This is a genomic window from Bradyrhizobium tropiciagri (assembly GCF_018130505.1).
Lineage (GTDB): Bacteria > Pseudomonadota > Alphaproteobacteria > Rhizobiales > Xanthobacteraceae > Bradyrhizobium > Bradyrhizobium tropiciagri_B.
In genome coordinates, this window is sequence record NZ_JAFCKH010000001.1 from 818,713 (window position 1) to 832,172 (window position 13,460).

Consider the following 13,460-nt stretch of genomic DNA (forward strand, 5'->3'; position numbering starts at 1 on the left):
CTGCTTGACATTATGGATCGTTCGCTCCATTAATATGGAGCAAATGATCCATAATGGAGTTTGACGGATGGCAAGGCCCCGTGAGTTCGATGAGGTCCAGGTTCTTGAAGCCGCCGGTGCGGTGTTCTGGGCCAAGGGCTTCGAGGCGACCTCGACGCGCGATCTCGTCGAGTCGACGGGCCTGACCCAGAGCAGCATCTATGCGGCGTTCGGCGACAAGCGCGGCATCTTTCTGCGTTCGTTGCGGCACTATCTCGACAGCATCCTGCTCGAACGCATCGTGCGGCTGGAGCGCACGAAATCGCCGGGGCAGGCGATCGTTCTGTTCTTTCGCGAGATCGTCGATCGCTCGCTGGCCGATCCGCAGCACCGCGGCTGCCTGCTGGTCAATGCCACGCTGGAGGCGACCGCCGATGATCACGAACTGCAGGCCTATCTCGCCGGCGAGACGGCGAAGATCGAGCAGTTCTTCCTGCGCTGCGTCTCTGCCGGACAGGCCGGCGGCGAGATAGCGACGAGCTTCCGTGCCGAGGATCACGCGCGCCATTTGCTGGCCTTGCTGCTTGGACTGCGCGTGCTGGCGCGCGTGCGTCCCGACGCCGCCCTGCTGAACGGCCTGGTCGGGCCGGGGCTGGCGGCAGTTGGCCTCGCGTGGCCGTCCGCCAGGCGGAGGCCATCATGATCGATCTGTATTACAGGCCGATGTTGCTCGAGGAGGCTAGCACGGCCTCCGGCGAAACACCGTAACCAGCGACCCGTCATCTACCCAAATCCATCATCGCCGCCGCGCGCCGCGTCCTGCTGCGTGCGCGCTGCCTCGCGCCCTGAGGAAGGATCAGTTAAGCCATGTTGACTCGACGCATGTTCGTCTGCGGTACGCCATTCATTCTGGCGGGATGCGTGACGCAGGATCGTCCCGGCCTGATGGCGGGCGACGAACACGATCCGCGACACGCTGCGATCTATGGTGCCGTCTCGGGCGAACCGTTTGCCGTGCCGGCCGTCGACCTCAGCAGGATCGATCCGAAATACTATCGCCGCGAGGTTGCCTATCTCACCCGCGAGCCGGTCGGGACGATCGTGGTCGATCTCGCCCAGCGCTTTGCCTATCTGGTTCAGGAAGGCGGACGCGCGATCCGCTATGGCGTAGGTGTCGGCCGGGACGAGGCCTTCAACTTCCGCGGCGCCGCGACGATTGCGCGCAAAGCCGAGTGGCCGCGCTGGGTGCCGACGCCGTCGATGATCAAGCGCGAGCCGAAGCGCTACGGCCCCTATGCGAGCGGCATGGATGGCGGCATCGACAATCCGCTCGGGCCGCGGGCGCTGTATCTCTACGCCAACGGGCAGGACACCTACTACCGGCTGCACGGGACCGTGGAGCCATGGACCATCGGCACGATGGTCTCGTCGGGCTGCGTGCGCCTGATCAACCAGGACATCATCGATCTCTACCGCCGCGTTCCGGTCGGCACCAGGGTCGTGGTGCTGCCCGCGCATGGCGACGTCGCGTAGCGCCACGCCGCTCGTTCTTCCCGGGCATGCCGATGCGGCTCAATGCCCAATTCCTTTCCGTTAATCGAGCAGACATCAATGCCCCATCATTCGCAGAGCCTTTCGCCGGCGCAGGTCGACCGCATCCTGGTCTGGCGCCACATCTTCGCCGGGCTGAGCGCCAGCCTCGTCAGCATCGGGCTTGCTCGCTTCGCCTTCACCCCGCTGATTCCCGAACTGATCAAGGCGCAATGGTTCTCGGCTTCCGCCGTGATCTATCTCGGCGCCGCCAATCTGGCGGGCTATCTGGGCGGCGCGCTGTTGGCACGGCTCCTGGCGATGCATGTGTCGAAGGAAAATACGCTGCGACTGATGATGCTGATCATCACCGCCGCGTTCTTTGCCTGCGCAACGCCGCTGTCGTTCGTCTGGTATTTCGGCTGGCGGCTGCTGTCGGGCGTCGCTGGCGGCGTCGTGATGGTGCTGGTCACCGGCACGGTGCTGCCCCATGTGCCGAAAGCGCGCAGAGGCATTGCCGGCGGTGCAATCTTCCTCGGTCTCGGCCTTGGCATCGCCGGCTCGGGAACTATCGTTCCGCTGCTGCTCAATCTGGGCCTGAGCCAGACCTGGTTGGGGCTCGGCATCTTCTCCGCGATCCTGACTGCAGCAAGCTGGTTCGCCTGGCCCGCATCTGGCCTCAATTCCGGCAGCGAGCCCGACTCGTCGGCATCAGCGGCGACGCACTGGCATGCGGGTCCGCGTGTCGGTCTGCTCTATGCGCAGTATGCGCTGATGGCGACCGCGGCCGTGCCGCCGATGGTGTTCCTGGTCGATTTCATCGCCCGCGGCCTCGGCGACGGCATTCACGCCGGGGCCATATTCTGGATCTGGTACGGCGTAGGCGCGATCGCCGGCCCGCCGCTCTACGGCCTGCTTGCGGACCGTGTCGGCCCGCGCCCGACGGTGCGGCTGGTGGTGACGGTGCAGGCGGCGGCGCTGTTCGGTCTTTATGCGACGGACAATCGGCCGGTGCTCGTCCTGCTCACAATCATCATCGGCACCTTCGCGCCCGGCATCGTTCCGCTCGCATTGGCACGGGTCCGCGAGTCGATCCCGCACAGCGCGCACCGGCAGAACGTCGTGTGGAGCCGGGCCACCATCCTCTCCGCCGCGGCGATGGCGGTCGCGGGCTCGCTGTTCTCGGCGCTGCTCAACATCAGCGGTGGCAATCACCGCATGCTGTTCCTCACCGCCGCCGGGCTGTTGCTGTTGGTGCTGCTCGGCGAGATCGTCCCGAGGGCGCGCACCGGCGAGATCAAGCCGATGCGAGCGACGTGAACCGAACCATGCGCGTTCGTCGGCTGCGCGGCTGACGGAGCGGCGGGTCGGTGAGCCCGCGGCGCAGGTCGCCGATCTTGACCGCCCCCTGGCGATCCGGTCGGCGCATCCCGCGGCGGCGTCCGGCCGGCAGATGTTACCTCACCTCGAAAGCGACGGCCGCATGCCTGCCGTCGCGCAGGGCGCATGGACTTGCGCCATCGAATGGACGCATATCTGTCGATCAGATGCCTTTTCGCCGCGCAAGGCTGAGGCATGATTGGGGAGAATGAGCGTGATGATCGATACTGAAGGCGCGAAACCGGGCAACGGCCGCAATGGTGGGCCTGTCCGCAACGACTGGACCCGCGCCGAGGCGGAGGCCCTGTACGACCTGCCGTTCTCCGACCTGGTGTTCCGCGCGCAAACCGTCCATCGCGCCCATTTCGATCCGAACCACGTCGAGACCGCGAGCCTGCTCAGCATCAAGACCGGCGGCTGCCCGGAGGATTGCGGCTATTGCTCGCAAAGCGCGCATTACGACACCGGCCTGAAGGCGACGCGCCTGATGGACAAGCAGGACGTGATCGCCACCGCGCAGCGCGCCAAGGAAGCCGGTGCCGAGCGGTTCTGCATGGCGGCGGCATGGCGCAATCCGAAGGATCGCGATCTCGACCAGGTTTGCGAAATGGTCAGCGCCGTGAAGGGCCTCGGCATGGAGACCTGCGTGACGCTGGGCATGCTGACGCCCGCGCAGGCCGGCCGGCTCCGCGACGCCGGGCTCGATTTCTACAATCACAACGTCGACACCTCGCCGGACTATTACGATCAGATCATCACCACGCGCACTCTGCAGGATCGAATCGACACGCTGGGCCATGTGCGCGAAGCCGGCATCAAGGTGTGCTGCGGCGGCATCATCGGAATGGGCGAACAGGTCACCGACCGGCTTGGCATGCTGGTGCTGCTCGCCAACATGGCCACCCATCCGGAAAGCGTTCCGATCAATCTCTGGAACGAGGTCAAGGGCGTGCCGGTCAACGACACCGCGGAGCGGCCGGACCCGATCGCGGTCGCACGTCTCGTCGCGGTCGCCCGCATCTTGATGCCGCAAAGCGTGGTTCGGCTGTCGGCCGGACGGCAATACATGACCGACGAGCTGCAGGCGCTTTGCTTCCTCGCCGGTGCCAATTCGATCTTCATCGGCGATGTGCTGCTGACCACGCGCAATCCGCAACGTGACCGTGACGCCGATCTGCTCGACCGGCTCGGCATCAATTCGGGTCTGGAGCGGGCACGGCCGGCCGCAGAGGCGAATGACGCGGAGATCGTCGCGCGAGCCGGCTGAGCCTTGCATCGAAGGGGATCGGCTTCGCCTCGCCCCGCTTGCGGGGAGAGGCCGGAACGCATCGCAGATGCGTTCCGGGTGAGGGGGAGTCTCCGCGAATTAAACTGCCATCATTTGCGCGGAGGCAGCCCCTCACCCCAACCCTCTCCCCGTAAGAACGGGGAGAAGGAGCTGTCCTGCTGCCACTGCCGTCAGGACGCCGCGGCGAGCGGCGGCGAGATCACCTGCGGCGCTTCCGGCGCCGCTGGGGCCGCCGTCGCGAGCTGGAAGCGGGTGCCGTGCAGGCTGTAGGTCAGCTGTATCCCGCGGAAATCGTCGTGGAAGGCGCGGATGCGGCGCGCAAGCTCGCCGGCGCTGATGCCGGCGGGAAGTTCGCACATGTCCCGGTACATCCGCCGCGTGCTCTTGATGCCGCACCAAGCGATCGGCAGCTCGGTGAGCGGTAAGGGATCGCAGGCGAGGTCGCGCGACATCCGCCAGAACAGATGGGCGAGCCGCACATAGGCAATCTGCTCGAGCCCGCGCACGCTGATCTTGTCGGGGACGATGAAGGACTCGACGCCGATGATCGGGCCGGAATCGACCCGCGCGGCCATCACATGCGCGGTGGCACCGAAGGTGCGCGCGCCGTCATAGAGCGCGAAATGCGCCGGCGCCCAACCCGGATATTGCGGCGGACCAGGGTGGAAATTGTACGCGCCATGGCCGAGCGCCGCCAGGATGCGGCCGGGGACGATGACGCTGGTGGTGAACGCCAGCAGCCGCGCATCGCGCAGCACATCCGGTTCGATCGCCGCGAGGTCTTCCGCCGTCACCGCACAGCGGAACGACAGCGCCGGATTGTGCGCCTTCAACAGCTCGGTGAGCGCGAATTGCTGGCTGGCGATGCCGGTGAGCAGGATGATGGTCTTCATGATGCCTGATGTCCTTCCCGCTGTCTTTCCCTTGCTGCGATCAGCCGCGCTGGCCGGCCATCACCACGACGCTGCCGGCATCGCGGGCCTGCCCGACGGTGCGGAACAGATCGGCGGGCAGCGTCTGCCATGGCGCAATTTCGATGATCCGGTTGTTGGCCTGCCGGGCTGCCGACTTTGCCGCGCGGATATCGTCCTGCCACGGGCATAGCGCGAGCTCGAGCCGGCCGAACCCGCCGCAATCTGCGGTAAATGCCGCGGTCACCGCCTCGATGCTGACGGCCATCTCGCGCGCGTCGCTGGCCGCGATGTCGCGCATGATCACCGTGATGGCGTCGCTCGATGACGCCTGCGAGGTGATCACGATCATGGAATCGCGGCCGCCGCTGCGGCTGGCGCGCCGGGCGGCGCGCATCGCCACGGAAAATTCAAGGTCGGGCCCGAGATCGGCGCCGTCTGCCGGCACGTTGTGAACGATCGTCGTGTGCCGGGGCGTACCGAGATCGTCGGCCGGTGCATGGTACGAGCGCGGCAGCCAGACCGTATCGAGCGGCATTTGCGACGACGTCAGGCTCCAGGCCTGGTCGAGCAGATAGCCTTCCCAGACTGCCGGATAGGCCGCCGCGATGTGATGCCAGTTGCACAGCAGCGCTTCGGCCGCCGCGGAGCGGCCGAGGTAGAGCGTGCGCGCCGACACCTCCCACCTGTTCCACTTGTGAAGCGCGACGTCGCAGGCAAGGTGCGGCGGCAGCAACGGCGGCTCGCCGAGCACGGCGTCGGCCTCGATGAAGAGCAGCGGCTCAGGATGCTGCTGCCACATCCGCTGGATGAAGGCGGCCTTCTCGGACGCGCGCATGCGCCCGCCATCCGCGGTATCGATCGGAGCGATCTCGCAGGCGATCTCGAACTCCGCCAGCCTGTCAAGCAGCGCGCGGGTGTGATCGTCGCCGCAGGCGCGGGGATAGCAGGACACGACGCGCAATGGCGCATCGGCGCGCGCCCCCTGCGCGGGAGCGATCGCGCGCCAATTGATGCCGCCCCACCACATCTCGTGCGGGCCGTCGAGGCTCGGCCCGATCGTCCCGAAGTCGGTCAGCTTGGACTTGAGAAAGTCGAACGCCGGATTCTCGCCGAACGGGATCACCACCGCGCACTCGTTGCGCAGCGACCGGCAGAACAATTCGGCGGCGGGACCGCTCGGGGGCTCGACGACGATGACGACGCCGCTCTCCCGTGCCGGAATCGTGCTCCCTTGATGGATGATGACAGGCCCGAGCCGCTCGGCCAGCCACGCGAGCCGCCGGCGCTGGGGCGCGTTCATGCGGATGCCGTGCGCCGGCAGCAACCGGTCGAAATCGGTCTGCAGGCCGCTCGCCTGCGTGGTGTCAGCTGATGTCATGCCCGCGCTACCCCTCGTTAACTTCTACGTGCGGGGCGGCGAGATCAGGCGCGCAAAATCAGCCGATCATTCCAGTACGCGGTTGGCGCTGCGCCAGCTCAAGGTGGCCGCGGGTGCCGCATCGGCATGGCCCCCGTCGATCGCCAGGATGCGGTCGTGGCTGAACGAGGTCAGCGCAACCGTGTAGATCGCGACCTCATCGTCGAAGTCGTCGACCGGGATCAGCAGCATGCCGTCGTCGCTGGAGGCGCGGAAGTGACGGCCGCTGCACTCGAGGCCTGCAAAGGTGAGTCGTCCCTCGGCCATCGGCTTCACGTCCGCGCTCTCGGCGGCCTTGGCCGTGCTCGCGCCGTACTGAACGGTGACGCCGTGCAGCAGACCCTCGCGGGCGAGCTTTGCCAGCGGCAGCGCGATCGTTGCGACCGCCATGCCCCGCGACAGCGGAACGCGCAGGCGGAGGTCGCCGAGCCCGGTATGCGTGACGTTGATGCTTTCCAGCGCGGCTTGGCCGTCGCGTCCGAACAGGCCGACCTGCAGCGTGCCGCACTGCGCTTCGCCGAACACGTTTGCCGGCAGGCGGTTGGCGCCGAACAGTGTGTAGAGGTAGGCATGCGACGGCGACAGCGCGGCAAAGCTGCCGCCCAGCCACATCGGCGGCGCCGGCACGGTGCAGGCAACGCCGAGACCGCGCGCGACGATGCAGTCGTTGATGAAGTTAGCGTCGACCATCGGCACCAGCGCCTGGGTGCCGAGATTGAGGTCGTGCTTGATGCCTCCGAGCAGCGCCAGCTCATCGTCGTCAGGCAGCAGCAGCATGCGTCCGAGCACAGTGGCGGCCCAGCGCGCGGCGACGGCCTCTTCGGCATGGGGCTGCAAACCGTAACGCGGGCCAAGCTCACGGGCGCGCGCCGCGTAGGTCAGCGCCCCCGATTGGACTTCGGTGGCGAGCGCAAGCTGTGCGGCCGGCCGCTGGTCGTGCTCACGCAAGACCTCGCTGCCGCGATAGTCCCGCACCGATCCTTGCGGAGGACAGCAGAGCTGTTCCAGCAATGTGGCGTTGCGGATCAGCATGCGATTGGCATACGGGGTCAGCACCCGATCGGAAATCAGGCCTTCCGCGGTGTCGTCGTCGGCGATGTCGTCGAAGGCATCGTCCAGCGACATCAGGTAGGCGCCGTGCAGGCGGATGCGAATGCCTTCGCAGTCGAAGATCCGCCGCAGCGATTTCTGCACATTCGCGGAATAGCCGACGTCGGCGAGGATCAGATCGGTGCAGCTGTCGAGATCCGGGATGTGCGCGCGGAGATAGGCAAGCAGGCGCGCGCGGACGCCGGCGGCGACGTCGGTGATCTCACGCGGGTCCATCAGATCGGGCAGGGCGTCGGCGAGTTCGCGGCCGCTTGCGATGCCGTCGGGATATTGCGCAAAGAAGTCCATCACCGCAGGCGGCTGCACCTTCACGAGATCGACGAAGGTCGGCGCGTCGATCTCGACCACCCGGTTCAGCAGATCACAGAGAGGCTCGATCGTGGTGGCCGAGCCGATCAGGCTGACGCGGCGATTGACCTCGACATAGGCGCCGGCGCCGCGATCGGCGGCTTGCCAGATACGGTGCGGCAGAAAGCCGTCCCGGCCGAGAAAGGCAATTGCGACGCGCGCGCCCTCGCGCGCCAGAGCGGCGCGTCGCGCTTCGATGAACTCATCGAACGCCGCCATCACCGGGCCCACAACGGTGAGGCCGAGATGGAAGGCGGGAGAATGCTCTGAGCTCTGCGCCGTCACGACGCGGCGCAGCGTGCGGGCGCCGTGATCGAGCCGCGACGGCTGCTCGGGCCACAGCAATTCGAACAGCGAGGTCTCGCGCTGCAGCTTCGATGCCAGCGCCGCGCTCGCCTGCGGATAGTAGCGCGGCCGAATGCCGTGACGGCGGGCGCCCTTGATGTCGGCGTGCTCGTTGTCGCCGATGTGGAACGAGCTTGCGGGATCGATGCCCTGCTCGGCGAGATAGGTCTCGAACAGCGCTTCGCTCTTGCTGCTGCGATGGTCGCACGACGCGTAGAGGAAATCCCAGGTCAGTCCGGGATTGCAGCTCTGCAGCAGCTGCGCGAGCTGATCCGAATTCCAGTAGGTGTCGGAGATGAAGCCGACGCGGAAACCGCCGCGCTTCATGTCGGCATATTGCTGAAGCATTTCCGGATTGACCCGGCACAGCTCGAGCTCGGCTTCGAACTCCAGTCGCGCGAGATCGGCGAGCGCGTCGCGCGTCAGGCCGAACAGCCTGAACGGAAAGTACTTATAGATATCGGTGATGTGCACTTCAGTGCTGCCGCGACGCTGCTTCGCGGCCTTGTGTGCGCGCGATGCCGCGAGAATTCGATGCTGAACGAAACCGGCAGACATGTTGGGAAATTTTTCAGCAATACCTGAAAGCTGAAAAACCCTTTCAAATACGCCATCCGGCGTCGTGCAGGCGCGCAACAGAAATGTATCGAAAACATCGAATGAGCATGCAGAAACATTCCGCATTCGACGCGTCGCGTCGACGGTAGCGATCGTCATGCGCAGAAATCCCGCCAGTCCTCATGCGTTGAACGCGCGCGTGAGACAAATCAGGCGCGTCTTTTCAAAAAAGTTCGATGCGGGATTCGAAAACGCGTGCTTCGCGACTGACAGATTCAAAAAATCCGATAACGTCGAAATGGTGATTCGGAAAAAATTGCCCAGTCGCAATCGTCGAATGCAAGATCGCGACCACGACGGGAATGGATCACCGCATGCCGATGCGCATGCATCTGTTCGCGTCGCGTGAGTTGGTGTGACAACAGCGTTTTTCGGCGCGACGATCTCTTCCGCGGAATCCCGGGGCGATGCTCAACGACTGCTTCCAACCATCGAGATGTTTTCCCCGCGCCGTCGCGGCGCGGCAGCTTTTGCCGGGCGGTCGGCAAAAACATCCGCTTAAGCAATTGAAAAATAACAAAAAATCTTCGCCTGGTTTGTCCGGCCTCGCCGTTCAACGCTCAGAAGCCGCATGGGATGTGTGCCTGCGGCGTTGGTTGGAGAGCGGCGGATGAGCTACGCGCTTGATATGAGGGCACCGGGCGAGATCGAGGCCAGCAAGGCCACGGTCGCGCCGGCCGAAGCTGCGGCTCCCTGGAGCGAAGTGCCGACCGTTGCCGATGCGGGCCCGCTCGACACCGTCGAGGTGCAGGACGAAGACAAGGAATTGCTCGACCGTCTCGCCGCCGGCGACGAGGCGGCGTTTCGCGCGCTCGTCGAGCGTCACGTCGATCGCGCCTACGCCATCGCGCTGCGCATCGTCGGCAACGCCGCCGATGCCGAGGACGTGGTGCAGGACACCATGCTGAAGGTATGGACGCATCGCGGCCGCTGGCAGCATGGCCGCGCCAAGTTCTCGACCTGGCTGTATCGCGTCGTCAGCAACCGCTGCATCGATCTGCGCCGCAAGCCGCGCACCGAGAGTGTCGATGTCGTGCCGGAGGTCGCCGACACCCAGCTCGACGCCAGCGCCGTGATCGAGCGCAACGAGATCGGAAATATGCTGGAAGTCGCGATGCAGAAGCTGCCCGAGCAGCAGCGTGTCGCGGTGATCCTCTCCTACCATGAGAACATGAGCAACGGCGAAATCGCCGAGGTGATGGACTCAACCGTCGCCGCGGTGGAGTCGCTGCTCAAGCGCGGGCGGCAACAATTGCGTGAGATGCTCAAGCGGCACGAGCGCGACCTGCGCGGCGCGTTTACCGACTGCTAACCATAAATTCCTGCGTCTGAAAGATTTCGCGCCTGATCACCGGCGGCCGTCCCGTTTGATCGGGCGGACGGGGGCTGGATCCGCGTCACCTCTCTTCTACCACGATGCGGCATGCCATGCCCATCAGCACAGGAGCTAATCATGCCGGCAATTTCCACCAACACCGCCGCGAACTCCGCGGTCCGTTACCTCAACATCAACTCGCAGCAGGAAACCAGCGCGCTGTCGAAGCTGTCGAGCGGCTCGCGCATCACCTCGGCCTCCGACGACGCCGCCGGTCTTGCGATCTCGACCCGCATCTCCTCCGACATCACGACGCTGCAGCAGGCCGCGACCAACGCCGCGCAGGCGACCTCGATCCTGCAGACCGCCGACGGCGGCGCGTCGAACATCTCCGACATCCTGGCGCGCATGAAGTCGCTGGCCTCGGAATCCGCCTCGGGCACCGTGAGCGACTCCAGCCGCGGCTACATCAACTCGGAATTCACGCAGCTCAAGGGCGAAATCGACTCGATCGCCAGCGGCACCCGCTACAGCAGCCAGAGCCTGCTGGATGGCTCCAGCGTGTTCGCCTCGGGCGTCTCGGTGCTGGTCGGCTCGACCTCCGCCGACACCATCACCATCACGCTGACCAGCCTGACCGCATCCTCGCTCGGCGTGACCTCGCTCGACGTCTCCAGCCTGTCGGATGCCACCAGCGCGATGTCGGCGCTCGACACCGCGATCGACACGGTGTCGTCGGCCCGCGCCGAGATCGGCGCCCAGGAATCCCGCTTCAACTTCAGCGCCGACTCGATCTCGACCCAGACCCAGAACCTGCAGTCGGCCAACTCGGCGATCAAGGACGTCGATATCGCCGCCGAGCAGGCGACGCTGTCCTCGGCCGAGGTGAAGACCCAGGCCGCGGTGTCGGCGGAAACCGCGGCCAACCAGATGCCGCAGTACCTGCTGAAGCTGCTCGGCTAAGTGAGGAAATAGATCGGGCCGGCCGCGCGCCGGCCCGATTCCCATTGCAGCGGACGTGTCGACATGACGGTAAGCAGCGCGACCTCAGGCACATCAGGCACCACGAGCTCGTCGCCGGGCTCCGCCAGCACGGTGACGACGACAGGCACCACCAACTCAACCAGCATCGACTGGGATGCGCTGATCGAGGCCGAGGTCAACGCCAAGCTGGCGCAGGCGACCTCGATCACCACGACGATCACCGCCAACCAGGCCAAGATCTCGGCCTATCAGACATTACAGACCGAGCTTTCGACGCTGGCGAGCGGACTGACCTCGCTCAGCTCATCGATCATCAATTCGCTCGCCACCAACGCGTTTGCGACGCGATCGGCGACGATCTCATCGACCGGCGACGTCAGCGCGTCCTCGGCGCTCAACATGAGCGTCAACAGCGGCTCGGCGACCGGCGACCATACGCTGCAGATCACCCAGCTCGCGGCCGCGCAGAAGGTGATCGGCACCGCGCAGTCGAGCGCCACGGCCGAGCTCGGCTATTCCGGGACCTTCTCGCTGGGCCTTGCCGGCGGCAGCAACGCCGACATCACGATCAGCAGCGGCATGTCGATGCAGGACGTCGTCGATGCTATCAACGCGCAGACCTCGACCACCAATGTGCAGGCGTCGATCGTCCAGGTCTCGAGCGGATCGTACGAAATGGTGCTGACCGGGACGCAGGATGCGGCCGACATCACTTATTCGTCGACCTCGGGCGACGACATCCTGAGCAAGCTCGGCGTCACCGGCACGTCGGGTGCATTCACCGACGTGCTGCAGAAGTCGCAAGCCGCGGAGTTCACCCTCGACGGCATCGCGCTGACCCGCAACACCAACGACATCTCCGACGTGCTGACCGGCGTCACGTTCGATCTGCTGCAGCCGACGCCGGCCGGCACGACGCTGAACGTCAGCATCGACACCGACACCACCCAGATCGCCACCGCGCTGCAGACCTTCGTCACCAACTACAACGCCTTCCGCGACCAGGTGATCGCGCAGTCGGCGCAGAACTCCGACGGCAGCGCGTCGTCGAGCGCGGTGCTGTTCGGCGACAGCACGATGCGCGATATCATGACCCAGCTGCAGCAGGTGCTCAGCGGCTCGGTCGGCAACATGACGATGGCCGATCTCGGCCTGTCCTTCAACGAGAACAACGAGCTGCAGCTCGACACCGGAACGCTGTCGACCGTGCTGACGCAGAATCTTGCCGGCGTCACCAAGCTGCTGTCGGCGCAGACGACGACGTCGTCGAGCCAGCTCAGCGTCATCAACACCGGCACGTCGCCGCAATCGTTTACCCTCGACGTCACGGTCGATTCCACGGGCACGCTGACCGGCGCCTCGATCAACGGTGACAGTTCCGGCTTTTCGGTGGTCGGCAACACGCTGATCGGCAATGCCGGCACGATCTATGCCGGCATGGCCTTCAGCTACACGGGCACGACCTCGCAATCGATCACCGTGACGTCGACGTCGGGCCTCGCCAGCCAGCTCTACCAGATCGCCAACACCAGCGCCGGAACCAGCGGTCAGCTGCAGACGCTGATCGGCAATCTGCAGTCGCGCGACACCGATCTGCAGGGGCAGGTCAACGACGTCCAGAGCAATGCCGCGACCTTCAAGGCGCAGCTGCAGGTTCAATACGCCAACTACCAGGCAGCCATCGAAAGCGCCAACAACACGCTGGGCTACCTGAAAGCCCTCCTGGACGCATCATCGGGTAACTAATGACACAGAACGCGACGGCCTATCTCGCCAACAATGCCTATCGATCCGCCGCCGTGGCGGTACCGCCGCTGAAGGCGGTGGTGATGCTATGCGACGGCGCGATCACGCTGCTGCAGAAGGCGCAGGAGGCCCACGAGGCCAAGCGCTTCGAGGAAGGCCATGGCTACCTGACGCGGGCGACCGCGATCCTGCGCGGGCTCAGCCACAACCTCGATTTTGCGCGCGGCGGTGCGATGGCCGACCGGCTGTACCGGACCTACAACGCGCTGATCATGGCGTGCCTGCGCTCCTATGGTCGGCCGCATGCGAAGGAGAGCTTTCGGCGCATCATCGCCAGCCTGACGGAACTGCGCGACGCCTGGAAGTTCGTCGAAGCGACCGCCGGCAAGGCCGCGAAGGCCAGGGTGGCCGAATCAGTCGCGGCCCGCTGAGTCGCGTGCGGGCTGCGAATCGGCCGGCAACGATGGCCGGCTGAAGACGGGCAGG

12 protein-coding genes are annotated in these 13,460 nt (G+C 65.6%); 8 read left to right on the plus strand and 4 right to left on the minus strand.

Annotation, left to right across the window (positions count from 1 at the left end; all coding sequences use genetic code 11):
* The first annotated feature begins 67 nt into the window (after window positions 1-67).
* The 4 genes from JQ633_RS03715 (at window position 68) to bioB (ending at window position 4,156) form a co-directional block, all read left to right on the plus strand.
* Complete coding sequence (locus JQ633_RS03715) at window positions 68-682, plus strand: TetR/AcrR family transcriptional regulator (RefSeq protein ID WP_211982455.1); 615 nt, start codon at window positions 68-70, stop codon at window positions 680-682.
* Between the two features lie 164 nt (window positions 683-846).
* Window positions 847-1,512, plus strand: a complete 666-nt coding sequence (locus JQ633_RS03720) for a L,D-transpeptidase (RefSeq protein WP_211982457.1) — start codon at window positions 847-849, stop codon at window positions 1,510-1,512.
* A gap of 78 nt (window positions 1,513-1,590) precedes the next feature.
* Window positions 1,591-2,829, plus strand: a complete 1,239-nt coding sequence (locus JQ633_RS03725; RefSeq protein WP_211982459.1) for a YbfB/YjiJ family MFS transporter — start codon at window positions 1,591-1,593, stop codon at window positions 2,827-2,829.
* A 277-nt stretch (window positions 2,830-3,106) separates the two neighbouring features.
* Entirely contained in the window at window positions 3,107-4,156 is a 1,050-nt protein-coding gene (gene bioB, locus JQ633_RS03730) for a biotin synthase BioB (protein WP_211982461.1), read from the plus strand.
* Window positions 4,157-4,347: 191 nt separating this feature from the next.
* Here the strand turns inward: bioB and JQ633_RS03735 are convergent, their stop codons facing one another.
* The 4 genes from JQ633_RS03735 to JQ633_RS03750 form a co-directional block, all read right to left on the minus strand.
* Entirely contained in the window at window positions 4,348-5,073 is a 726-nt protein-coding gene (locus tag JQ633_RS03735; protein WP_211982795.1) for a formyltransferase family protein, read from the minus strand.
* A 37-nt stretch (window positions 5,074-5,110) separates the two neighbouring features.
* Window positions 5,111-6,469: a hypothetical protein gene (locus JQ633_RS03740; protein WP_211982463.1), complete on the minus strand. Its 1,359-nt coding sequence runs from the start codon at window positions 6,467-6,469 to the stop codon at window positions 5,111-5,113.
* A gap of 66 nt (window positions 6,470-6,535) precedes the next feature.
* Window positions 6,536-8,785, minus strand: coding sequence for a hypothetical protein (locus JQ633_RS03745; protein ID WP_349631510.1), 2,250 nt, complete (start codon window positions 8,783-8,785; stop codon window positions 6,536-6,538).
* A gap of 359 nt (window positions 8,786-9,144) precedes the next feature.
* On the minus strand, window positions 9,145-9,486 hold the full coding sequence (locus tag JQ633_RS03750) for a hypothetical protein (protein ID WP_211982466.1): 342 nt from the start codon (window positions 9,484-9,486) through the stop codon (window positions 9,145-9,147).
* A gap of 53 nt (window positions 9,487-9,539) precedes the next feature.
* Between JQ633_RS03750 and JQ633_RS03755 the strand changes: the two genes are divergently transcribed.
* The 4 genes from JQ633_RS03755 to fliS all read left to right on the plus strand — a co-directional run bounded on the left by JQ633_RS03755 (window position 9,540) and on the right by fliS (window position 13,405).
* Window positions 9,540-10,241 (plus strand): RNA polymerase sigma factor, encoded by a 702-nt coding sequence (locus JQ633_RS03755; RefSeq protein WP_211982468.1) that lies wholly within the window; start codon window positions 9,540-9,542, stop codon window positions 10,239-10,241.
* 141 nt (window positions 10,242-10,382) lie between these two features.
* A complete protein-coding gene (locus JQ633_RS03760) occupies window positions 10,383-11,207 on the plus strand; it encodes a flagellin (RefSeq protein ID WP_211982470.1) in 825 nt (274 codons plus the stop codon).
* Window positions 11,208-11,270: 63 nt separating this feature from the next.
* The gene (gene fliD, locus JQ633_RS03765; RefSeq protein WP_211982472.1) at window positions 11,271-12,974 is read left to right on the plus strand and encodes a flagellar filament capping protein FliD; all 1,704 of its coding nucleotides are present in this window, start codon (window positions 11,271-11,273) and stop codon (window positions 12,972-12,974) included.
* Window positions 12,974-13,405: a flagellar export chaperone FliS gene (fliS, locus tag JQ633_RS03770; protein ID WP_211982474.1), complete on the plus strand. Its 432-nt coding sequence runs from the start codon at window positions 12,974-12,976 to the stop codon at window positions 13,403-13,405. The genes fliD and fliS overlap by 1 nt, the downstream gene beginning before the upstream one ends.
* Window positions 13,406-13,460: the final 55 nt, after the last annotated feature.